This window comes from Devosia sp. YIM 151766 (assembly GCF_030285925.1).
Classification (GTDB): domain Bacteria; phylum Pseudomonadota; class Alphaproteobacteria; order Rhizobiales; family Devosiaceae; genus Devosia.
This window is the reverse complement of the sequence record NZ_CP127251.1, coordinates 1,694,117-1,713,461: the sequence shown is the minus strand read 5'-3', so window position 1 is coordinate 1,713,461 and position 19,345 is coordinate 1,694,117. Positions and strand designations below refer to the sequence as shown.

The 19,345-nt window shown below is 61.8% G+C and carries 30 protein-coding genes; 28 read left to right on the top strand and 2 right to left on the bottom strand.

What is annotated here, in order from left to right:
• Positions 1-59 precede the first annotated feature (59 nt).
• The 26 genes from rplC (at position 60) to rplQ (ending at position 13,957) form a co-directional block, all read left to right on the top strand.
• The gene (gene rplC, locus O9Z70_RS08395) at positions 60-755 is read left to right on the top strand and encodes a 50S ribosomal protein L3 (RefSeq protein ID WP_286018373.1); all 696 of its coding nucleotides are present in this window, start codon (positions 60-62) and stop codon (positions 753-755) included.
• Positions 756-1,376, top strand: coding sequence for a 50S ribosomal protein L4 (rplD, locus tag O9Z70_RS08390; RefSeq protein ID WP_286018372.1), 621 nt, complete (start codon positions 756-758; stop codon positions 1,374-1,376).
• Positions 1,373-1,666 carry a 50S ribosomal protein L23 gene (locus tag O9Z70_RS08385; protein WP_286018371.1) on the top strand — a complete coding sequence of 98 codons (294 nt, stop codon included), beginning with the start codon at positions 1,373-1,375 and terminating at the stop codon, positions 1,664-1,666. The genes rplD and O9Z70_RS08385 overlap by 4 nt, the downstream gene beginning before the upstream one ends.
• A gap of 18 nt (positions 1,667-1,684) precedes the next feature.
• Positions 1,685-2,524 (top strand): 50S ribosomal protein L2, encoded by an 840-nt coding sequence (gene rplB, locus O9Z70_RS08380; protein ID WP_286018370.1) that lies wholly within the window; start codon positions 1,685-1,687, stop codon positions 2,522-2,524.
• A gap of 3 nt (positions 2,525-2,527) precedes the next feature.
• The gene (rpsS, locus tag O9Z70_RS08375) at positions 2,528-2,806 is read left to right on the top strand and encodes a 30S ribosomal protein S19 (protein ID WP_286018369.1); all 279 of its coding nucleotides are present in this window, start codon (positions 2,528-2,530) and stop codon (positions 2,804-2,806) included.
• Positions 2,807-2,809: 3 nt separating this feature from the next.
• Positions 2,810-3,190: a 50S ribosomal protein L22 gene (gene rplV, locus O9Z70_RS08370; RefSeq protein WP_286018368.1), complete on the top strand. Its 381-nt coding sequence runs from the start codon at positions 2,810-2,812 to the stop codon at positions 3,188-3,190.
• Positions 3,190-3,921: a 30S ribosomal protein S3 gene (rpsC, locus tag O9Z70_RS08365; RefSeq protein ID WP_286018367.1), complete on the top strand. Its 732-nt coding sequence runs from the start codon at positions 3,190-3,192 to the stop codon at positions 3,919-3,921. Before rplV ends, rpsC begins: the two co-directional genes overlap by 1 nt.
• Positions 3,922-3,936: 15 nt before the next feature.
• Positions 3,937-4,350: a 50S ribosomal protein L16 gene (gene rplP / locus O9Z70_RS08360; protein ID WP_286018366.1), complete on the top strand. Its 414-nt coding sequence runs from the start codon at positions 3,937-3,939 to the stop codon at positions 4,348-4,350.
• A gap of 11 nt (positions 4,351-4,361) precedes the next feature.
• A complete protein-coding gene (rpmC, locus tag O9Z70_RS08355; RefSeq protein WP_286018365.1) occupies positions 4,362-4,556 on the top strand; it encodes a 50S ribosomal protein L29 in 195 nt (64 codons plus the stop codon).
• A gap of 12 nt (positions 4,557-4,568) precedes the next feature.
• Positions 4,569-4,814, top strand: coding sequence for a 30S ribosomal protein S17 (gene rpsQ / locus O9Z70_RS08350; protein ID WP_286018364.1), 246 nt, complete (start codon positions 4,569-4,571; stop codon positions 4,812-4,814).
• 64 nt (positions 4,815-4,878) lie between these two features.
• Positions 4,879-5,247: a 50S ribosomal protein L14 gene (gene rplN / locus O9Z70_RS08345; protein WP_286018363.1), complete on the top strand. Its 369-nt coding sequence runs from the start codon at positions 4,879-4,881 to the stop codon at positions 5,245-5,247.
• Positions 5,247-5,558: a 50S ribosomal protein L24 gene (gene rplX / locus O9Z70_RS08340; RefSeq protein WP_286018362.1), complete on the top strand. Its 312-nt coding sequence runs from the start codon at positions 5,247-5,249 to the stop codon at positions 5,556-5,558. Before rplN ends, rplX begins: the two co-directional genes overlap by 1 nt.
• Positions 5,551-6,108 carry a 50S ribosomal protein L5 gene (gene rplE / locus O9Z70_RS08335; RefSeq protein WP_286018361.1) on the top strand — a complete coding sequence of 186 codons (558 nt, stop codon included), beginning with the start codon at positions 5,551-5,553 and terminating at the stop codon, positions 6,106-6,108. Before rplX ends, rplE begins: the two co-directional genes overlap by 8 nt.
• Positions 6,109-6,133: 25 nt before the next feature.
• Positions 6,134-6,439, top strand: a complete 306-nt coding sequence (rpsN, locus tag O9Z70_RS08330) for a 30S ribosomal protein S14 (protein ID WP_286018360.1) — start codon at positions 6,134-6,136, stop codon at positions 6,437-6,439.
• Positions 6,440-6,451: 12 nt separating this feature from the next.
• Positions 6,452-6,850 (top strand): 30S ribosomal protein S8, encoded by a 399-nt coding sequence (gene rpsH, locus O9Z70_RS08325; protein ID WP_286018359.1) that lies wholly within the window; start codon positions 6,452-6,454, stop codon positions 6,848-6,850.
• 36 nt (positions 6,851-6,886) lie between these two features.
• Positions 6,887-7,420, top strand: a complete 534-nt coding sequence (gene rplF, locus O9Z70_RS08320) for a 50S ribosomal protein L6 (protein WP_286018358.1) — start codon at positions 6,887-6,889, stop codon at positions 7,418-7,420.
• A gap of 12 nt (positions 7,421-7,432) precedes the next feature.
• Positions 7,433-7,795: a 50S ribosomal protein L18 gene (gene rplR / locus O9Z70_RS08315; RefSeq protein ID WP_286018357.1), complete on the top strand. Its 363-nt coding sequence runs from the start codon at positions 7,433-7,435 to the stop codon at positions 7,793-7,795.
• A 21-nt stretch (positions 7,796-7,816) separates the two neighbouring features.
• The gene (gene rpsE / locus O9Z70_RS08310) at positions 7,817-8,350 is read left to right on the top strand and encodes a 30S ribosomal protein S5 (protein ID WP_286018356.1); all 534 of its coding nucleotides are present in this window, start codon (positions 7,817-7,819) and stop codon (positions 8,348-8,350) included.
• 22 nt (positions 8,351-8,372) lie between these two features.
• Positions 8,373-8,561 carry a 50S ribosomal protein L30 gene (gene rpmD / locus O9Z70_RS08305; RefSeq protein ID WP_286018355.1) on the top strand — a complete coding sequence of 63 codons (189 nt, stop codon included), beginning with the start codon at positions 8,373-8,375 and terminating at the stop codon, positions 8,559-8,561.
• Positions 8,562-8,575: 14 nt separating this feature from the next.
• Positions 8,576-9,076, top strand: a complete 501-nt coding sequence (gene rplO, locus O9Z70_RS08300) for a 50S ribosomal protein L15 (protein WP_286018354.1) — start codon at positions 8,576-8,578, stop codon at positions 9,074-9,076.
• 239 nt (positions 9,077-9,315) lie between these two features.
• The gene (gene secY / locus O9Z70_RS08295) at positions 9,316-10,653 is read left to right on the top strand and encodes a preprotein translocase subunit SecY (protein ID WP_286018353.1); all 1,338 of its coding nucleotides are present in this window, start codon (positions 9,316-9,318) and stop codon (positions 10,651-10,653) included.
• Positions 10,650-11,219, top strand: coding sequence for an adenylate kinase (locus O9Z70_RS08290; protein ID WP_286018352.1), 570 nt, complete (start codon positions 10,650-10,652; stop codon positions 11,217-11,219). Before secY ends, O9Z70_RS08290 begins: the two co-directional genes overlap by 4 nt.
• Positions 11,220-11,393: 174 nt before the next feature.
• A complete protein-coding gene (gene rpsM, locus O9Z70_RS08285; RefSeq protein ID WP_286018351.1) occupies positions 11,394-11,762 on the top strand; it encodes a 30S ribosomal protein S13 in 369 nt (122 codons plus the stop codon).
• 228 nt (positions 11,763-11,990) lie between these two features.
• The gene (gene rpsK / locus O9Z70_RS08280; RefSeq protein ID WP_286018350.1) at positions 11,991-12,383 is read left to right on the top strand and encodes a 30S ribosomal protein S11; all 393 of its coding nucleotides are present in this window, start codon (positions 11,991-11,993) and stop codon (positions 12,381-12,383) included.
• Between the two features lie 100 nt (positions 12,384-12,483).
• Positions 12,484-13,503: a DNA-directed RNA polymerase subunit alpha gene (locus tag O9Z70_RS08275; protein WP_286018349.1), complete on the top strand. Its 1,020-nt coding sequence runs from the start codon at positions 12,484-12,486 to the stop codon at positions 13,501-13,503.
• Positions 13,504-13,534: 31 nt separating this feature from the next.
• The gene (gene rplQ / locus O9Z70_RS08270; RefSeq protein ID WP_286018348.1) at positions 13,535-13,957 is read left to right on the top strand and encodes a 50S ribosomal protein L17; all 423 of its coding nucleotides are present in this window, start codon (positions 13,535-13,537) and stop codon (positions 13,955-13,957) included.
• Positions 13,958-14,037: 80 nt separating this feature from the next.
• Here the strand turns inward: rplQ and O9Z70_RS08265 are convergent, their stop codons facing one another.
• A complete protein-coding gene (locus tag O9Z70_RS08265) occupies positions 14,038-14,907 on the bottom strand; it encodes an LLM class flavin-dependent oxidoreductase (protein ID WP_286018347.1) in 870 nt (289 codons plus the stop codon).
• Positions 14,908-15,018: 111 nt separating this feature from the next.
• Positions 15,019-16,200, bottom strand: coding sequence for a type III PLP-dependent enzyme domain-containing protein (locus O9Z70_RS08260; RefSeq protein WP_286018346.1), 1,182 nt, complete (start codon positions 16,198-16,200; stop codon positions 15,019-15,021).
• A gap of 201 nt (positions 16,201-16,401) precedes the next feature.
• Here O9Z70_RS08260 and O9Z70_RS08255 point away from each other — a divergent pair, with 201 nt between their 5' ends.
• Together O9Z70_RS08255 and O9Z70_RS08250 are read left to right on the top strand one after the other, a co-directional pair.
• Positions 16,402-17,886, top strand: a complete 1,485-nt coding sequence (locus tag O9Z70_RS08255) for a DegQ family serine endoprotease (RefSeq protein WP_286018345.1) — start codon at positions 16,402-16,404, stop codon at positions 17,884-17,886.
• 133 nt (positions 17,887-18,019) lie between these two features.
• Positions 18,020-19,342 carry a replication-associated recombination protein A gene (locus O9Z70_RS08250; RefSeq protein WP_286018344.1) on the top strand — a complete coding sequence of 441 codons (1,323 nt, stop codon included), beginning with the start codon at positions 18,020-18,022 and terminating at the stop codon, positions 19,340-19,342.
• Positions 19,343-19,345 lie beyond the last annotated feature (3 nt).

Genomic DNA, 19,345 nt, shown 5'->3' with positions numbered 1-19,345 from the left:
GCGAAAAGGGTCCTCTGAAACCATGACCCGGCAGTGCGCCAAATGAGAAGGTAAAACCGATGCGTTCTGGATTGATCGCACAGAAGCTGGGGATGACCCGCATCTTCGCAGAGGACGGCTCGCACGTCCCCGTGACGGTGCTGAGCCTGCAGAACTGTCAGGTGGTGGGCCAGCGTACCGTCGAGAAGGACGGCTATGTTGCGCTGCAGCTTGGCGCTGGCCAGGCCAAGCCGAAGAACATCTCCAAGGCCGAGCGTGGGCAATATGCCGTCGCCAAGGTCGAGCCCAAGCGTCACGTGGCCGAGTTCCGCGTCGATGAAGCCAACCTCATCGAGGTCGGCGCGACGCTCAAGGCCGACCATTTCGCCGATGGCCAGCTGGTCGACGTGACCGGCACCTCCATCGGTAAGGGTTTTGCCGGCGGCATGAAGCGCTGGAACTTCGGTGGTCTGCGTGCTTCGCACGGCGTGTCCGTGTCGCACCGCTCGATCGGCTCGACCGGTCAGAGCCAGGATCCGGGCCGCACCTTCAAGAACAAGAAGATGCCGGGCCATATGGGTGATCGTCGCATCACCACGCAGAACGTCAAGGTCGTCAAGACCGACGTGGAACGTGGTCTGATCATGATCCAGGGTTCGGTCCCGGGCGCCAAGGGCGCCTGGATCATGATCAAGGATGCCGTCAAGAAGCCGGCTCCCGCGAACGTTGCCTTTCCCGGCTCGTTCGAGGCCGCCCTTGCGGGAGAAGTGAAGTAAATGGAACTCCAGGTAACCACTCTCGACGGCAAGTCTGCCGGCAAGGTTGAACTCAAGGAAGACCTGTTCGGTCTTGAGGTTCGCCCCGACATTCTGCACCGCATGGTTCGCTACCAGCAGCTCAAGGCCATGGCCGGCACGCATGACGTGAAGAACCGGTCGGAAGGCGCGCTCACGGGCAAGAAGTTCGTGAAGCAGAAGGGTTCGGGCGGCGCTCGTCACGGCGACCGCAAGGCGCCGCAGTTCCGTGGTGGCGGCCGTGCATTCGGCCCGACGCCGCGCAGCCATGCGATCGACCTTCCCAAGAAGGTCCGCGCTCTGGCGCTGAAGCATGCCCTGTCGTCCAAGGCCAAGGCGGGCTCGCTGATCGTCATCGACAGCGTTGCCCAGAAGGAAGCCAAGACGGCTGCTCTGCGGACCGCTTTCGGCAAGCTGGAATGGGCGAATGCCCTGATCATCGATGGCGCGAATGTCGACCAGAACTTCGCTCTGGCCGCCCGCAACATCCCTAATATCGACGTGCTGCCGGTGCAGGGGATCAACGTGGTGTCGATCCTGAAGCGTGACAAGCTCGTCCTCACCAAGGCAGCGCTCGAAGCGCTGGAAGCGAGGTTCGCATGAACAAGCTTGCCGCATACGACATCATCCGTAGCCCCGTCGTGACGGAAAAGTCGACCATGGCTTCGGAAGCCAATCAGGTCGTCTTCGATGTTGCCATCGACGCCAACAAGACCGAGATCAAGGCCGCCGTCGAGCAGCTCTTCTCGGTCAAGGTCAAGGCCGTGAATACCCTGGTCCGCAAGGGCAAGGTGAAGCGCTTCCGTGGCCGCACCGGTGTTCGCAACAACGTCAAGAAGGCCGTTGTAACCCTGATCGACGGCCAGTCGATCGATATTTCGACCGGCCTTTAAGGGACAAGAGACAGACAAATGGCTCTAAAGACTTATAATCCCACCTCCGAAGGCCGTCGTACCCTGATTACGACCGATCGTTCGGGTCTGTGGAAGGGCAAGCCGGTCAAAGCGCTGACCGAAGGCCTGAGCAAATCCGGTGGCCGTAACAATCACGGCCGCATCACTGCGTTCCATCGTGGCGGCGGTCACAAGCGGACCTACCGCTTGATCGACTTCAAGCGCGTAAAGTTCGACGTGGTCGGGACCGTTGAGCGTCTCGAATACGATCCGAACCGCACCGCCTGGATCGCGCTGATCAAGTACGAGGATGGCGAGCAGGCCTATATCGTGGCGCCGCAGCGCCTGGCCGCCGGCGACAAGATCATCTCGTCGCTCAATGGCGCCGACGTGAAGCCGGGCAATGCCATGCCGCTGGAGCGCATGCCGGTTGGCACCATCGTGCACAATATCGAGCTGAAGCCCCGCAAGGGCGGTCAGGTCGCTCGTTCGGCCGGCGCCTATGCTCAATATGTGGGCCGCGACCAGGGTTGGGCGGTTCTGCGTCTCAATTCGGGTGAACAGCGTCGCGTTCACGGTTCCTGCATGGCCACCGTTGGCGCAGTCAGCAACCAGGATCACTCGAACACCTCGCTGGGCAAGGCCGGCCGCAATCGCTGGCTGGGCCGCAAGCCCGCCAACCGCGGCGTGACCATGAACCCGGTCGACCACCCGCATGGTGGTGGTGAAGGCCGGACCTCGGGCGGCCGTCATCCGGTGACCCCATGGGGCAAGCCGACCAAGGGCAAGCGCACCCGCAGCAATAAGGCGACGGACCAGTTCATCGTTCGCAGCCGTCACGTGAAGAAGGGCAGGTAAGACATGACCCGTTCGATTTGGAAGGGGCCGTTCGTCGACGGCTATCTGCTCAAGAAGGCCGAGAAGGCCCAGTCCTCTGGCCGCAACGACGTGGTCAAGATCTGGTCCCGTCGCTCGACCATCCTGCCGCAGTTCGTCGGCATCACGTTCGGCGTACACAATGGCCAGAAGCATGTTCCGGTGAACGTCACCGAAGACATGATCGGTCACAAGTTCGGCGAATTCGCTCCGACCCGTACCTATTATGGTCACGCGGCCGACAAGAAGGCCAAGAGGAAGTAAGAGATGAGCAAGCCAAAGACTGAGCGCGCTCTCAAGGATAACGAGGCTAAGGCTGTTCTGCGCATGCTGCGCATCAGCCCTCAGAAGCTGAACCTCGTCGCGCAGTTGATCCGTGGCAAGAAGGTCGAGAAGGCGCTGGCCGATCTCGAATTCAGCCATAAGCGCATCTCCGGCCAGGTGAAGAAGGTGCTGGAAAGCGCTATCGCCAATGCCGAAAACAACCACGGCCTGGACACCGACGCCCTCGTCGTTGCCGAAGCCTATGTGGGCAATTCGCTCGTCATGAAGCGCTTTATGGCGCGCGGCCGTGGTCGGTCCTCGCGCATCCAGAAGCCCTTCGCGCACCTGACGATCGTTGTCCGGCAAGTTGAGGAGGCCGCATAATGGGCCAGAAAATCAATCCGATCGGCTTCCGCCTCGGCATCAACCGTACATGGGACAGCCGCTGGTTCGCCAATAAGGGCGAATATGGCACTCTGCTCCAGGAAGACCTGAAGATCCGTACGGCTCTGATGGAAGACCTCAAGGCGGCTGCGGTGTCCAAGATCGTCATCGAGCGTCCGCACCGCAAGTGCCGCGTGTCGATCCACACCGCCCGCCCGGGTATTGTGATCGGCAAGAAGGGCGCCGATATCGACAAGATCCGCGCCAAGGTGAAGAAGTTCACCGACAGCGAAGTGCACATCAACATCGTTGAAGTGCGCAAGCCCGAGACCGATGCGACGCTGGTTGCCCAGGGCATTGCCCAGCAGCTGGAACGCCGCGTGGCCTTCCGCCGCGCCATGAAGCGCGCCGTGCAGACGGCGATGCGCATGGGCGCCGGTGGCATCCGCGTGAATGTCGGTGGTCGTCTGGGTGGCGCCGACATCGCTCGTACCGAATGGTATCGCGAAGGCCGTGTGCCACTGCATACCCTGCGCGCCGATATCGACTACGGCACTGCTGAAGCCGAAACCACTTACGGCATCATCGGCATCAAGGTCTGGATCTTCAAGGGCGAAGTCCTTGAGCATGACCCGTCGGCCCATGAACGCCGCGCTACCGAAGGTGGCGATGGCGGTCAGCGTAGCGAACGCGAACCGCGCCGTGAGCGCGGCGACCGCGAACGCGCATAAGAAGGTTAGTTCGTTATGCTGCAACCGAAGAGAACTAAGTTCCGCAAGGCCCATAAGGGCCGCATCCATGGCGAAGCGAAGGGCGGCACCACGCTGGCCTTCGGTCAGTACGCCCTCAAGGCCACCGAGCCGGAGCGCGTCACTGCCCGCCAGATTGAAGCCGCCCGTCGTGCGATCACTCGCGAGATGAAGCGTCAGGGCCGCGTCTGGATCCGGATTTTCCCGGATCTGCCGGTCTCCAAGAAGCCTACCGAAGTCCGTATGGGCAAGGGCAAGGGCTCCGTGGAGTTCTGGGCTGCGCGCGTTAAGCCCGGTCGTATCGTTTTCGAGATTGACGGCGTGCCCGAAGACGTTGCAAAGGAGGCGCTTCGCCTCGGTGCAATGAAGTTGCCGATCACCACGCGTGTTGTCACGCGTATTGCCGATTAAGGAACACGAGCATGAAAGCCAGTGATGTGCGGGCCAAGACCGCAGACGAACTGAAAGATCAGCTCGTCGACCTGAAGAAAGAACAGTTCAACCTGCGTTTCCAGCGCGCTACCCAGCAGTTGGAAAAGCCGGCCCGGGTCAAGGAAGTCCGCCGCGATATCGCGCGGATCAAGACGATCCTGACCGAAAAGAACGCAGCTCAGTAAGGAATAAAACCCATGCCAAAGCGCGTTTTGCAGGGGACTGTGGTCTCCGACGCCAATGACAAGACCATCGTGGTTCGTGTCGAGCGCCGTTTCACTCACCCGCTTCTGAAGAAGACCGTGCGTCGTTCCAAGAAGTACCACGCCCACGACGAGAACAACGTGGCCAAAATCGGCCAGACCGTGTGGATCGAGGAAACTGCGCCGATCAGCAGGAACAAGCGTTGGGCCTTGGTCCCCGCTTCTTCGCCGTCTGCGTAAGAGAAACAATTCAGGTCGGCGCGCCGGGTGACGGTGCAGCCGATAAATTAGAAGGCATCCAGTCATGATCCAGATGCAGTCCAATCTCGACGTCGCCGATAATTCCGGCGCCAAGCGAGTCATGTGCATCAAGGTGCTGGGCGGTTCGCACCGCAAATACGCCTCGATCGGCGACATCATCGTCGTTTCGGTCAAGGACGCTATTCCGCGCGGCCGCGTTAAGAAGGGCCAGGTGATGAAGGCCGTGGTGGTTCGTACCGCCACCGACATTCGCCGCCCCGATGGCACCGTCATCCGTTTCGACAAGAACGCCGCCGTTCTTCTGAACAATCAGAAGGAACCGATCGGCACCCGTATCTTCGGACCGGTTCCGCGCGAGCTCCGCGCCAAGAACCAGATGAAGATCATCTCGCTCGCCCCAGAGGTGCTGTAATGGCCGCCAAGATTAAGAAGGGCGACAAAGTGGTCGTCCTGGCCGGTAAGGACAAGGGCAAGACCGGTCAGGTCCTCGCTGTCATTCCGACCGAAGCCCGCGCGATCGTCCAGGGCATCAACCTGGTTCGTCGCCACCAGAAGCAGACTGCCTCGCAGGATGCCGGCATCTTCACCAAGGAAGCGCCGATCCACCTGTCGAACCTGGCTGTCGCCGACGCTAACGGCAAGCCCACCCGCGTCGGTTTCCAGATCAAGGACGGCGTGAAGACCCGCGTCGCCAGGACCACCGGAGATCAGATCGATGGCTGAGACCGCATACGTTCCGCGTCTCCGGACCGAGTACGACACCAATATCAAGGCGGCGCTGCGCGAGCAGTTCGCCTACAAGAACGTCATGGAGCTGCCGCGCCTTGACAAGATCGTGCTGAACATGGGCGTCGGCGAGGCTGTCGCCGACACCAAGAAGGTGAAGTCGGCTGCCGACGAAATGCAGAAGATTGCCGGCCAGAAGCCGGTCATCACCCATGCTCGCAAGTCGATCGCCGGCTTCAAGGTCCGCGAAGAAATGCCGCTTGGCGTGAAGGTGACGCTGCGCAAGACCCGTATGTACGAATTCCTGGACCGCCTGGTGAATATCGCCCTGCCGCGCGTCCGCGACTTCCGTGGCCTTAACCCGAACGCCTTTGACGGTCGTGGCAATTATGCCTTCGGCATCAAGGAACACATCATCTTCCCCGAGATCAACTATGATCAGATCGATCAGGTCTGGGGCATGGACATCGTGATCGCCACGACGGCCAAGAACGATGATGAGGCGCTCGCGCTTCTCAAGGCTTTCAACTTCCCGTTCCGCCAGTAAGCGGGAAGGGATAAAGGATCAGGACATGGCAAAGACCAGCTCCATCGAAAAGAACAAGAAGCGCGCCGCTCTGGCCAAGCAGTACGCCGACAAGCGCGCTACGCTGAAGGCGGCCGTGAAGAACCAGGAGACTCCCATCGAGGAGCGCTTCAAGGCCAGCCTCAAACTGGCGGAACTGCCGCGCAATTCGGCCAAGGTTCGCATTCGCAATCGCTGCGAAGTGTCGGGCCGGCCGCGTGGTTACTATCGCAAGCTCAAGATGAGCCGTATCGCCTTGCGTGAGCTGGGCAACCTGGGGCAAATCCCGGGTCTGGTGAAGTCGAGCTGGTAAGGAGAGAGAACGATGAGCTTTTCCGATCCTATCGGCGATATGCTGACCCGCATCCGCAACGCTCAGCAGCGTCGGAAGAATTCGGTCACGACGCCGGCATCGACCCTGCGCGGTCGGGTGCTGGACGTGCTCCAGTCCGAGGGTTTCATCCGCGGCTATTCGGAGACCAAGTTCGAGAACGGCGCGGCCGAATACGAAATCGAACTGAAATATTCGGACGATGAAGGCGTGATCCGCACCATCGAGCGCGTGTCCCGTCCCGGCCGCCGCGTTTACGCGTCGGTAAAGAATATCCCGCAGGTAGCTAACGGCCTCGGCGTGTCGATCCTGTCCACCCCCAAGGGTGTGATGGCCGACCACGAAGCCAAGGCCGCCAATGTGGGTGGCGAGGTACTCTGCCGCGTCTTCTAAGGAAGGCGTGGCAAGACGATTACTCAAGGAAGCATTATGTCACGTACTGGCAAGAAACCGGTGGCCCCGGTTAACGGCGTTACGGTCACGATCAATGATCGCGCCGTCAGCGCCAAGGGTCCGAAGGGCGAACTGAGCCTCACGCTCATGGATGTCGTCAATGTCGAGCAGGGTTCGGATGGCATCGTCGTCAGCCCGGTCAACGACAGCCGTGAAGCTCGCGGCGCCTGGGGCACCACCCGTTCGCTGATCCAGAACATGGTCACCGGGGTGAGCGATGGCTTCGAGAAGAAGCTGGCCATTCAGGGCGTCGGTTACCGCGCCGCCATGCAGGGCAAGGATGTCAAGCTCTCGCTGGGTTTCAGCCACGAAGTGATCTATGAAGCTCCTCGGGGCATCACGCTTGCCGTTCCGGCGCCGACGGAAATCGTCGTGAGCGGCATCGACAAGCAGCAGGTTGGCCAGGTTGCGGCCGAGATCCGCGGCTGGCGTCCCCCCGAACCCTATAAGGGCAAGGGCGTGCGTTACGCCGACGAGCAGGTCTTCCGCAAAGAAGGCAAGAAGAAGTAAGGAGCGCCGGAAATGGCAATTTCTGCAAAAGGTGCGGATCGGCGCAAGGCCCGTGTCCGCAAGGCGCTCAAGGCTCGTGCCTTTGGTCGTCCCCGTCTCAGCGTGTTCCGCTCGGAGAAGAACATCTACGCCCAGATCATCGACGACAGCACCGGCCGGACGCTGGCTGCCGCCTCGACCCTGGAAAAAGACATCAAGTCTTCCGTCAAGAATGGCGCGACCGCGGATGCCGCTGCCACTATTGGCAAGCTGATCGCCGAGCGCGGCGTGAAGGCCGGGGTGGGCGAGGTCGTTTTCGATCGTGGCGCCTATATCTATCACGGCCGTGTTAAGGCCCTTGCAGACGCTGCCCGTGAGGGCGGCCTGCAATTCTAACCACGGCGAGGAAGAGATAAAATGAGCAGAGACGTTCAAGAGCGCGAAAGCGAGTTCGTCGATCGCCTGGTCCACATCAATCGTGTGGCCAAGGTGGTGAAGGGCGGCCGTCGCTTCGGTTTTGCGGCGCTCGTCGTCGTAGGTGACCAGAAGGGTCGCGTCGGTTTCGGTCACGGCAAGGCCCGTGAAGTCCCCGAGGCAATCCGCAAGGCCACGGAGCAGGCCAAGCGCCAGATGGTCCGTGTGCCGCTGCGCGACGCCCGGACGCTGCACCATGACGTCGCCGGCCGCCACGGCGCCGGCAAGGTCATCCTGCGGGCCGCCGTTCCGGGCACCGGCATCATTGCCGGTGGTCCGATGCGTGCGGTGTTCGAAACGCTTGGCATCAACGATATCGTGGCCAAGTCGCAGGGCACCACCAATCCCTACAATATGATCCGCGCCACCTTCGATGCGCTGAAGCGCGTTGACAGCCCCCGCTCGGTGGCTGCCCGTCGCGGCCTCAAGGTTTCCGAACTCCAGGCTCGCCGCGGCGAGGCTGCCGTCGAAGCCTGATTGAAAGGCTCGGAGAAAACCAATGGCTAAAGCAAAGACCATCGTCGTGCAGCAGGTCGGTTCGCCGATCCGCCGTGAGAAGAGCCAGCGCGCGACCCTGATCGGGCTCGGGCTCAATAAAATGAACAGGCAGCGTGAGCTGGTTGATACGCCCGAAGTGCGCGGCATGATCAACAAGATCCCGCATCTCGTCCGCGTCGTCGGCGAGTAAGGAAGTTACGAAACATGACCCGTTTGAACGAACTTCGTGACAATCCCGGCGCCAACAAGGTCCGCGTCCGCATCGGTCGTGGTATCGGCTCGGGCGTCGGCAAGACCGGTGGTCGCGGCGGCAAGGGCCAGACGGCTCGTGCCGGTGTCGCCATCAACGGCTTCGAAGGCGGCCAGATGCCGCTTCACATGCGTATGCCGAAGCGCGGCTTCAATGCTTGGAATCCCAAGGATTGGAATGAAGTCCGCATTGACCGCATTCAGGCCTATATCGATTCCGGCAAGCTGGACATCAAAGCGGTGGTCGACGCCGCCGCTCTGGTTGCCGCTGGCGTTATCCGCCGGCCCAAGCACGGCGTCCGCCTGATCGGCGCCGAGGGCTTCTCGGCCAAGAAGGTTACCTTCAAGGTCGATTACGCCACCAAGGGCGCCACCGCCGCCATCGAAGCTGCGGGCAGCAAGCTCGACCTGATCCCGGTCAAGGAGACCTGGAAGAAGACTCCGCACGCCGGGTAATCCACTCGGCCGGGCGCACGCGGCAATCGATGCCGGGTGCGTTCTTGTGGTTTGTTGCGTCTGGCGGGGACATGTCCCATATATGCTCCCGCAGCGCTCCGAGCGCACCTGGCATCTACGGCATCGTGCGGAAAAGTGGGAACCGGTTTTCCGCGGCAAGCGATGCGGCAATAAATGACTGGAGCGGCAATGGGCGTTCGCCAGAACGTTCGCCGCTTTAGGCCATAGGAGCGATTTATATGGCGTCCGCAGCCGAACAGCTCGCACGTAATCTCAGTTTTTCGACCTTCTCGAAAGCGAAGGCCCTGCAACAGCGCATCTGGTTCACACTGGGCGCGCTGCTTGTTTATCGTCTGGGAACCTATATCCCGCTGCCGGGCATCGATCCCGATGCGTTCCGCGCGACGTTCGAGCAGTCGCAGCAGGGCATTATCGGCATGTTCAACATGTTCTCCGGCGGTGCCGTCGAGCGCATGGCGATCTTTGCGCTCAACCTCATTCCCTACATCACCGCCTCCATCGTGGTGCAGGTGGTTTCTTCCGCATCGCCGCGCCTCGAAGCCCTCAAGAAGGAGGGTGAGGCCGGCCGCCGCAAGATGAACCAGTACACCCGCTATCTGGCGGTGCTGTTCTGCGCCATCCAGGCCTATGGCATTGCCGTCGGTCTCGAAGGCAGCCAGGACGTCGTCCTCAATCCCGGCTGGTTCTTCCGTATTTCCACGGTGATCAGCCTGGTCGGCGGCACCATGTTCCTGATGTGGCTCGGCGAGCAGATCACCGCGCGCGGCGTCGGTAACGGCATTTCGCTGATCATTTTCGCCGGCATCGTGGCCAACCTGCCGTCCACCGTGGCTCAGACGCTGGAACTGGCCCGCACCGGCGCCATTCCGGGTTTCGCCGGTCTGGGCATGCTGGTCCTGGCCCTCGTGGTGATCGGCGTCATCGTGTTCTTCGAGCGCGCCCAGCGCCGGCTGCTGATCCAGTATCCGAAGCGTCAGGTGGGCAATAAGATGTTCCAGGGCGATACTTCGCACCTGCCGCTGAAGCTCAACACCTCGGGCGTGATCCCGGTGATCTTCGGTTCCTCGCTGCTCCTGCTGCCGGCCACGATCGCCTCGTTCGCCGCCCAGGGCAATGCGCCGGGCTGGCTCACCACCGTCACCGCCCTGCTGGGCCGGGGACAGCCGCTCTATCTGGCGCTGTTCGCCTTCTTCATCATCTTCTTCGCCTTCTTCTACACGGCCATCGTGTTCAACCCGACCGAGACGGCGGATAATCTGAAGCGCTCCGGCGGCTTCATCCCCGGCATTCGTCCCGGCGAACGCACCGCGCAGCATATCGATTATGTGCTCACCCGCGTCACCGTGGTCGGCGCGGTCTATCTGGCGGTGGTGGCGCTGATTCCGGAAGTCATGTTCAGCCAATTGGCCGTCAGCCAGTTCATCGGCGGCACTTCGCTGCTGATCATGGTGACCGTGACTCTCGATACGATCACGCAAATCCAGAGCCATCTGGTGGCCCAGCAATATGAAGGGCTGCTGAAGAAGTCCCGTCTTGGGGGAGGCAAGCGTCGATGAGACTGATTCTGCTGGGGCCGCCGGGAGCGGGCAAGGGGACGCAGGCAAAGGTCCTGATGGACGCCTATGGCATTCCCCAACTCTCGACCGGCGATATCCTTCGCTCGGCGATCGCGGCGCAGACGCCGCTCGGGCTGGAAGTGAAGGCCATTCTGGATCGGGGCGACCTGGTGTCCGACGACATCGTCAATGGCATCATTTCGGAGCGCCTGGACGCCGAGGACTGCAAGCCCGGCTTCATTCTCGACGGCTTTCCACGCACCATCGCCCAGGCGGAGAGCCTGGACAGGATGCTGGCGGACAAGGGCGTGTCGCTCGATGCCGTCATCGAGATCAAGGCCGAGACCGACGAATTGGTGAAAAGAGTCATCAATCGGGCCCGGGAATCGGGTACGGCACGGGGTGACGACAACGAGGACGTGCTGCGCAAGCGCCTCGGAGTCTATTCCGAGCAGACCGCGCCACTGGTCGCCTATTATGCCGACAAGCAGCTCTTGCGGACGGTCGACGGCATGGCGCCGGTCGAGCAGGTGACGGCGGCGATAAAATCGGCGCTCGGGAAGTGAACGCAGGGCCGGGCAGGGCTGTTGACTCTGGCCGGTCTTGTCCTTAAAGAACCGCACCAGTCTCATGGATCATTGGGCTGGATTCGGTTTTCCCATAATCGGGGTCGAATTCCGGTCCCTTGTTGTTTAAAGGCATCCGCCGCGATGGCGCGTGTCGAATGAAGGAGAGCAGACGTGGCTCGTATTGCTGGCGTCAATATTCCGACGAATAAGCGTGTGGTGGTTGCGCTGCAGTATATTCACGGAATCGGCGACAAGTTCGCCAAAGACATTACTGAAAAGGTCGGCATTCCGGCCGAGCGCCGCGTCAATGAGCTGACCGACGCCGAAGTCATTCAGATCCGTGAAGCCATCGACCGCGATTATGTCGTGGAAGGCGATCTTCGCCGTAATGTGGCGATGAACATCAAGCGCCTGATGGACTTGGGCAATTATCGTGGCCTGCGTCACCGTCGCGGCCTGCCGGTTCGCGGTCAGCGCACCCATACCAATGCTCGTACCCGCAAGGGTCCGGCCAAGCCGATCGCTGGCAAGAAGAAGTAATTCCGTTCCCGCGTTGCGGGGACGGCAGCATTGGACTGAAGATCGCGATGCGATTTTCGGACGAGTTCGATGCGCAAGGAATGCTGGAGCGCCTGGCGCTCCGGATAATGGGATTTGGCGGGGCAGGGCTTTTCGGCGGCTCGACAGAGTAGCTGGAAGGGCTTGAACCGCTAATTCCGTGGTGGAGCTGCTGGTGTTACGGCAGCGCCGATATCCTAGAGGATAGTAATGGCTAAGACTGAAGTCGCGCGCATCCGCCGTAAGGAGCGCAAGAATATCACTTCCGGCGTCGCTCATGTGAACGCCTCGTTTAATAATACCATGATCACCATCGCCGATATGCAGGGCAACACGATTTCGTGGTCGTCCTCGGGCGTGATGGGCTTCAAGGGATCGCGCAAGTCGACCCCCTATGCCGCGCAGGTTGCGGCGGAAGATGCCGCCAAGAAGGCGCAGGAACACGGCATGAAGACCCTTGAGGTCGAAGTGCGCGGCCCCGGCTCGGGTCGTGAATCGGCCCTGCGGGCGCTACAGGCCGCCGGCTTCAGCGTCACCTCGATCCGCGACGTTACCTCGATCCCGCACAATGGCTGCCGTCCGCGCAAGCGGCGCCGCGTCTAGTCAAGACCATTGGAACGCTCCCGGCCTCTCCGGCCGGGAATCCTATTGTGTTTGCGGCGGTGCGGTCTTCGTAGGGCCGCGATTTTGAAAGGACAATACCGTGACGATCCAGAGGAACTGGCAGGAACTGATCAAGCCGACCAAACTGGACATTGTTTCGGGCGGCGATAACGTGCGCGCGGCTTCGGTGGTTGCCGAACCGCTTGAGCGCGGATACGGGCTTACCCTGGGCAATGCCTTGCGTCGCGTGCTGCTGTCGTCGCTTCAGGGCGCGGCAGTGACCGCAATCCAGATCGACGGCATTCTGCACGAATTCTCCTCGCTGCCCGGCGTGCGCGAGGACATCACCGACCTGGTGCTCAATGTCAAGGAAATCGCCCTGAAGATGGGTGGCGAAGGCCCGAAGCGGCTGACCCTCTCGCGACAGGGCCCGGGCGCCGTCACCGCTGGCGATATCAAGGTCACCGGCGATATCGAAGTGTTGAACCCGGACCTGGTGATCTGCCATCTCGATGATGGGGCCGAGATCAACATCGAGTTCACCGTCAATTCCGGCAAGGGCTATGTCCCGGCCGAGAAGAACCGTCCCGAGGACGCACCGATCGGCTATATCCCGGTCGATTCGCTGTTCTCGCCGGTTCGCCGGGTGAGCTACAAGGTCGATGCGACCCGCGCCGGCGAGAGCCTGGACAAGGACAAGCTGACCCTGTCGATCGAGACCAATGGCGCGCTGACGCCGGAAGATGCAGTGGCCTTCGCCGCTCGCATCCTTCAGGATCAGTTGTCGGTCTTCGTCAACTTCGAAGAGCCTACCAAGGAAAAGGCCCAGGATTCGGTTCCCGAACTGGCCTTCAACCCGGCGCTGCTCAAGAAGGTGGACGAGCTCGAACTCTCCGTGCGTTCGGCCAATTGCCTCAAGAACGACAACATCGTCTATATCGGCGACCTCATCCAGAAGACGGAAGCCGAGATGCTGCGGACCCCGAATTTCGGCCGCAAGTCGCTCAATGAAATCAAGGAAGTCCTGGCACAGATGGGGCTTCATCTCGGAATGGACGTCAATAACTGGCCGCCCGAGAATATCGATGACCTCGCCAAGCGCTACGAAGATCATTATTGATCCGGCGCTGCCAAGATTTTAGGAGAAACCCATGCGCCATGGTAATTCAGGCCGCAAGCTCAACCGGACCGCTTCCCACCGCAAGGCCATGTTCGCCAACATGTCCGCGGCGCTGATCAAGCACGAGCAGATCGTCACCACGCTTCCCAAGGCCAAGGACCTGCGTCCGATCGTCGAGAAGCTCATCACCCTGGGCAAGCGCGGCGACCTGCATGCGCGCCGCCAGGCCATCGCGCAGATTCGCGACGAGACCCAGGTTGCCAAGCTGTTCGCCGTGCTCGGTCCGCGCTATGCCGAACGCCAGGGCGGCTATATCCGCATCCTCAAGGCCGGCTTCCGCTATGGCGACAACGCGCCGCTGGCGGTGATCGAATTCGTCGATCGCGACGTTAATGCCAAGGGTCTGGATTCCGGTCCGACCTTCACGCAGGACGACGAAGCCGAAGCCGCGTAAGACCGGCCGGTAGAAATGAATTGAGGCGGCCACGGTTCTCCGTGGCCGCCTTTTTCATGGGCGCGGGAAAGTCCTGCCGCCTACCGCGCCTTGCTCACCAGTTCGCGCACCGCCGGGGCCACTTCCTTGCCGAACAGGTCGATGGGGCCGGAGCTGTCGGCGGGCAGGATGAAGGTGGAAAAACCGTGCTCCAGCGCCAGCGTCGCGATCTGCTCGACCATCCGCTGCCAATCTTCCGGCGCCCCCAGCCGGCCCTGAAGATTGATCAGCCGCCGGATTTCGCGCGGATCGCGCCCGGCCTCCTCCGCCGCCGCGTCGATGATGGCGTTTGCCTCGGCAAGGCCGGGGCTTTTGATATAACCCAGCGACGGCAACCAGCCGTCGCCCTTGCGGCCGATCAGCTTGAGCATGCGCGGCTTGTAGGCGCCCACCCAGATGCCGATAGGATGTGCGGGCAGGGGCCCGCGGCGCGCTCCGCGCGCCTGATGGAAGCGTCCCTCGACCCGGACCCCGCCTGGCTCCCCGGCATCCCAGATGCCGCGAATGATGTCTATGGCCTCGTCCAGTGCGTCCACCGCCTGGCCCGGCGTCAGCTTGCCGCCGCCCATGGCCTCGATGCCCTCCCAGAAGGCGCCGGAGCCCAGTCCCAGCTCGGCCCGTCCATGCGACAGCAGATCGAGGCTTGCCATCGCTCGCGCCAGCACCGCCGGCTGGCGCAGCGGCAGGTTCAGCACATTGCCTGCAAGGCTGATGCGCTCGGTCTTGGCGGCCACGAAGGACAGCAGCGTCCAGGTGTCGAGAAAATTGGCCTGATAGGGATGGTCCTGGAAGGTAGCGAGATCCAGCCCCGCCGCCTCGGTCGCCTGCGCCAGGGCGACGACAGCGTCGGGATTTTGTGCCGATGGCGTGATGAACGTGCCGAAACGCAGTGCGTGCCCATAATCAGTCATGGCAAAGTTCCGATGGTTACGAAAGATAGCCTGCTATCTGGTCGATACCCAACGGCCGGGCAAGGCGGCACAGCGATGTAACCGCTCCTTGCCCGATCATCCTCCTGCCATTCACTCCGCCGGCGCCATATCCTTGCCGGTATAGACGTTCTCGACCCAGTATTGATCGCGGCGCACGAAGCCGTTGAACGGGGTCAGCGAGGCTTGGGTATAGGCGCCCATCAGGCCGAACTCGATCCAGTCGTCCTCGTCGATATCGGCGGGCAGGGTGAAGACTTGGGGCAGCACGTCATAGCTGTCGCAGGTCGGGCCCCAGATGGTGAATTCGCTGAATTCGCCATTATTGTCGTGCAGGCGCGGGCCCCGCCAGACGCGCACCGGCGGAGTGAAATGCATGAACTTCACTTCCATCAGCGCGCCATAGGCGCCGTCATTGACATAGACCGACTGGCCGCCGCGCTGATGCTTGACGCGCAAGAGCAGCGAGGTGGACGAGGTGACCAGCGCCCGGCCCGGCTCGATGATCAGCTCGGGCTTGTTCTTGCCGAAATGTTCCTCGACTGCGGCTTTAATGGTGTCGAAATAATGATCCATGGGGGGCGCCACGCTGGTCGGGTAGGGGGCCGGATAGCCGCCGCCGATATTGAGGCGCTTCAATTCGATGCCCGCTTCATTGACGATACGTGCGGCTGCGGCGATGTGGCGCTCATAGGCATAGGCGTCTTCGCACTGGCTGCCGACATGGAAGCAGAGGCTGGGCGTATAGCCCATCTTGTCCACGGCGGTGACGATCTCGGGCGCCGATTGCTCCATGACGCCGAACTTGATGCCGAAATCGTAGGATTTCAGCGCCTTGCCGGCCTTGAAGCGCGTAGTCACTTCCACGTCGCGGCTGGGCGACACCACGGCGGCCAACTGGTCGAGTTGCTGCGGATGGTCGATGGTGAAGCTGCGAACCCCGAATTCCTCATAGGCGCGTTCGATCTCGCGCTTGTTCTTGATCGGGTTGTTGTAATGCATCACCGCGCCGGGAGCGTAGTCGCGCACCAGCTCCATTTCGACATTGGAGGCCACGTCGAAGGCCGTGATGCCCTCGTCATGCAATTGCGCGATGATGTGCGGGGAGGGATTGCACTTCACCGCATAGGTCAGCAGCCCGTCAAAGCCCTTCTTGAAGACCTTGATCGCCCTGCGGAATTCCTTCTCTGAAAACAGGAAAGAGGGATAATCCGGCGCTTCCGCCGCAATCAGCGCGGAAGTATTGGCATGCAGGATTTTCGGCTCGTCATTCATTGGACAACAGGCCTTTCAAGGCTGGAGCAAGCGGCGGAAATGAGCGCTGCATATAGGGCTGGGGTCCCCCCGGTGCAAATGTTTATTTAGGTCCTATACCAACAATGCGCGGGCGTCATTTTGATGACAGATTCCGCGCGCCTTGCTTGCTGGGCCCGGAGCCGGTCGACAGGCTGAAGAATTGATTCCGAAGGTTTGTTCATGTCATTGCGAACGCTGGTGTTTTCAGCAGTAATTCTGGCGCTGCTCGCGCTGGGTGGCACCTTGGCTTTGGCGCCATGGAATGGCGCGCCGCCGATTCATGCTCAGGTGCCGATTGCGCCCGTTGCGACGGCGCCGCCGGCAGAGGTGGAACGCATGGTTCCGCAAACCGATCCGCAGATCAGGCTCAGCTTCGCGCCCGTCGTCCAGGCGGTGTCGCCTTCGGTGGTCAATGTCTATGCCACCCGCATCGAGCAGCAGGTGGTTTCGCCCTTTGCCAGCGATCCGTTCTTCTCGCGCTTTTTCGGCGATCGATATTTCCAGACCAGGCCGCGCGAATCCCGCTCTCTGGGCTCGGGCGTCATCGTCGATGCAAGCGGCGTCATTCTCACCAATAGCCACGTCATCACCGGCGCGACCGATATTCGCATCGCGCTCAGCGACGGGCGCGAATATGCCGTCGATCTGGTGGTAGAGGACCAGCAGACCGATCTGGCGGTACTGCGGGTCCGCAATGCCGAGGCCACCGCTTTTCCCGCTATCACCTTCGCCGACAGCGACGCCTTGCTGGTGGGCGATCTGGTCCTGGCCATCGGCAATCCCTTCGGCGTCGGCCAGACAGTCACCAGCGGCATCGTTTCGGCCCTGGCACGCACCGGGGTCGAAGCGTCGGATTATGAATTCTTCATCCAGACCGATGCCGCCATCAATCCCGGCAATTCCGGCGGCGCGCTGGTCGATCTGTCCGGCGACCTGGTGGGTATCAACACCGCCATCTATTCCCAGACGGGCGGTTCGGTGGGCATCGGCTTTGCCATTCCCGCCAATATGGCGCGGCTCGTGGCCGAGGCCGGCGTCAGCGGCGGCGAAATCGTCCGCCCGTGGTTCGGCGCCAAGATGCAGGCGGTCACCGCCGATATCGCCGCCAGCCTGGGCATGGCGGCGCCGCATGGGGCGATGATCACCGAAGTCGCGCCGGGCGGTCCGGCCGAGCGCGCCGGTTTCCAGTCCGGCGATGTCATTCTTTCGGTGGATGGTTTGCGGATCGACGATCCCAGCGGCTTCAATTTCCGTCTTGCCACCAGGCCGATTGGCCAGCCCGCCGATCTCGAACGCCTGCGCGGCGGCGCGAGCGAGACCATTGCCTTCCCGGTCGAGGCGGCCCCGCAGCCGCCCGCCGAAGCGGTTGCCGCCATCGCCGGCAATACCCGCTTTGCCGGCGTCACCGTCCGCGAGCTCGATCCCGCCCTGAGCGAGGCCAAGGGCCTGCCCTATGACGCCAAAGGAGTCATCGTCACCGCCATCGAGCCGGGATCGGCCGCCGAAGCCATGGGGCTCCGGGTCGACGACATCATCCTGGCGCTCAACGACAATGACATCACCAGCGCCCGGAGCTTCCAGCAGATCGCCAGCCAGCGCGTCCGCACCTGGCAGATCATCCTGCAACGCAATGGCAGAGTAAGCCGCTCGATCGTGAGTGGCTGAGCGCCGTCCCGCAGGGCAAATCGCGCCAGTGGCGCGATTTGAAGCGCTCAGGCCATGAGAGCTGTGCTCGAATGGCGGGGCATTTCCGTTTGCAGTGCTACGAAATTCGGCCGATTTGAGCTAGAACCCCTTCATGTCCGATCTTTTCTCCGCCGACCCGTCAGAAACCGACAAGGCCCGCCCGCTGGCCGACCAACTCCGTCCGCAGAATCTGGATGAGGTGATCGGGCAGGAGCACCTGCTCGGCCCCAATGGCACGCTGCGGCGCATGCTGGCCTCCGGCCGCCTCGGCTCCCTGATCCTGTGGGGACCGCCCGGCACCGGCAAGACCACCGTGGCCCGATTGCTCGCCGACCAGATCGGCTACCGTTTCGAGCAGATTTCCGCGATCTTCTCCGGCGTCGCCGATCTCAAGAAGGTTTTCGAGAAAGCCCGGTTCGAGCGCCTGTCGGGCCACCGCACCCTGTTATTCGTCGACGAAATCCATCGCTTCAACCGGGCCCAGCAGGACAGTTTCCTGCCGGTCATGGAAGACGGCACCGTGGTCCTGGTCGGGGCGACCACCGAGAATCCGTCTTTCGAACTTAATGCCGCGCTGCTCTCCCGCAGCCAGGTGCTGCGTTTCGAGTCGCTGGGCCGCGACGATCTCGAAAAATTGCTGGGGCGGGCGGAGACATTGCTGGGCGCCAAATTACCGCTGGACGATGCGGCGCGCGAAACCCTGCTCGGCCTCGCCGATGGCGACGGGCGAGCGCTGCTGGGACTGGTCGAGGAAATTCTGGCCTCGGTTCACCCGGACGAGACGCTGGATGTTAGCAGTCTGCTAACGATAGTGCAGCGCCGGGCACCGATCTACGACAAGGCGCAGGATGGCCATTACAACCTCATTTCCGCGCTGCACAAGACCATACGCGGCTCCGATCCGGACGCCGCCCTCTACTATTTCGCCCGGATGCTGGATGCCGGCGAAGACCCGTTATTCCTTGCCAGACGCTTGATTCGCATGGCTTCCGAGGATATCGGCCTCGCCGATCCGCAGGCCCTGACCCTCGCCGTCGCCGCCCGCGACGCCTATCAGATGCTCGGCTCACCCGAGGGTGAATTGTCGCTGGCGCAGGTCGTCGTCTATCTGGCGCTGGCCCCCAAGTCGAACGCCATCTACACGGCCTTCAAGTCCGCGATTTCGGTTGCCAAATCAACGGGTTCGCCAACGCCGCCAATGGTGATCCTCAACGCCCCGACCAAGATGATGAAGGGGCAGGGCTATGGCGAGGGCTATATTTACGACCACGATACACCCGAAGCGTTTTCCGGCCAGGAATATTTCCCGGAAAAAATCGGGCGGCAGGATTTTTATCATCCGGTCGAGCGGGGCTTCGAACGCGACCTGCGCAAACGCATGGACTATTTCGCTCGCCTCCGTGCTTCGAAATATCCCGCGGAATCAGGAGATTAAGCG

Coding starts and splice junctions, on each gene's coding strand:
- rplE (WP_286018361.1), top strand. CDS start 5,551: ATGGCTGAGACCGCATACGTTCCGCGTCTCCGGACCGAGTACGACACC.
- O9Z70_RS08385 (WP_286018371.1), top strand. CDS start 1,373: ATGAACAAGCTTGCCGCATACGACATCATCCGTAGCCCCGTCGTGACG.
- rpsN (WP_286018360.1), top strand. CDS start 6,134: ATGGCAAAGACCAGCTCCATCGAAAAGAACAAGAAGCGCGCCGCTCTG.
- rpsQ (WP_286018364.1), top strand. CDS start 4,569: ATGCCAAAGCGCGTTTTGCAGGGGACTGTGGTCTCCGACGCCAATGAC.
- rplR (WP_286018357.1), top strand. CDS start 7,433: ATGGCAATTTCTGCAAAAGGTGCGGATCGGCGCAAGGCCCGTGTCCGC.
- rplV (WP_286018368.1), top strand. CDS start 2,810: ATGAGCAAGCCAAAGACTGAGCGCGCTCTCAAGGATAACGAGGCTAAG.
- O9Z70_RS08290 (WP_286018352.1), top strand. CDS start 10,650: ATGAGACTGATTCTGCTGGGGCCGCCGGGAGCGGGCAAGGGGACGCAG.
- O9Z70_RS08260 (WP_286018346.1), bottom strand. CDS start 16,200: ATGAATGACGAGCCGAAAATCCTGCATGCCAATACTTCCGCGCTGATT.
- rpsH (WP_286018359.1), top strand. CDS start 6,452: ATGAGCTTTTCCGATCCTATCGGCGATATGCTGACCCGCATCCGCAAC.
- rplX (WP_286018362.1), top strand. CDS start 5,247: ATGGCCGCCAAGATTAAGAAGGGCGACAAAGTGGTCGTCCTGGCCGGT.
- rplD (WP_286018372.1), top strand. CDS start 756: ATGGAACTCCAGGTAACCACTCTCGACGGCAAGTCTGCCGGCAAGGTT.
- rplN (WP_286018363.1), top strand. CDS start 4,879: ATGATCCAGATGCAGTCCAATCTCGACGTCGCCGATAATTCCGGCGCC.
- rplP (WP_286018366.1), top strand. CDS start 3,937: ATGCTGCAACCGAAGAGAACTAAGTTCCGCAAGGCCCATAAGGGCCGC.
- secY (WP_286018353.1), top strand. CDS start 9,316: ATGGCGTCCGCAGCCGAACAGCTCGCACGTAATCTCAGTTTTTCGACC.
- rplC (WP_286018373.1), top strand. CDS start 60: ATGCGTTCTGGATTGATCGCACAGAAGCTGGGGATGACCCGCATCTTC.
- rplF (WP_286018358.1), top strand. CDS start 6,887: ATGTCACGTACTGGCAAGAAACCGGTGGCCCCGGTTAACGGCGTTACG.
- rpsS (WP_286018369.1), top strand. CDS start 2,528: ATGACCCGTTCGATTTGGAAGGGGCCGTTCGTCGACGGCTATCTGCTC.
- rpsK (WP_286018350.1), top strand. CDS start 11,991: ATGGCTAAGACTGAAGTCGCGCGCATCCGCCGTAAGGAGCGCAAGAAT.
- rpsE (WP_286018356.1), top strand. CDS start 7,817: ATGAGCAGAGACGTTCAAGAGCGCGAAAGCGAGTTCGTCGATCGCCTG.
- rpsC (WP_286018367.1), top strand. CDS start 3,190: ATGGGCCAGAAAATCAATCCGATCGGCTTCCGCCTCGGCATCAACCGT.
- O9Z70_RS08255 (WP_286018345.1), top strand. CDS start 16,402: ATGTCATTGCGAACGCTGGTGTTTTCAGCAGTAATTCTGGCGCTGCTC.
- rplQ (WP_286018348.1), top strand. CDS start 13,535: ATGCGCCATGGTAATTCAGGCCGCAAGCTCAACCGGACCGCTTCCCAC.
- O9Z70_RS08250 (WP_286018344.1), top strand. CDS start 18,020: ATGTCCGATCTTTTCTCCGCCGACCCGTCAGAAACCGACAAGGCCCGC.
- rpmD (WP_286018355.1), top strand. CDS start 8,373: ATGGCTAAAGCAAAGACCATCGTCGTGCAGCAGGTCGGTTCGCCGATC.
- O9Z70_RS08265 (WP_286018347.1), bottom strand. CDS start 14,907: ATGACTGATTATGGGCACGCACTGCGTTTCGGCACGTTCATCACGCCA.
- rplO (WP_286018354.1), top strand. CDS start 8,576: ATGACCCGTTTGAACGAACTTCGTGACAATCCCGGCGCCAACAAGGTC.
- rplB (WP_286018370.1), top strand. CDS start 1,685: ATGGCTCTAAAGACTTATAATCCCACCTCCGAAGGCCGTCGTACCCTG.
- rpmC (WP_286018365.1), top strand. CDS start 4,362: ATGAAAGCCAGTGATGTGCGGGCCAAGACCGCAGACGAACTGAAAGAT.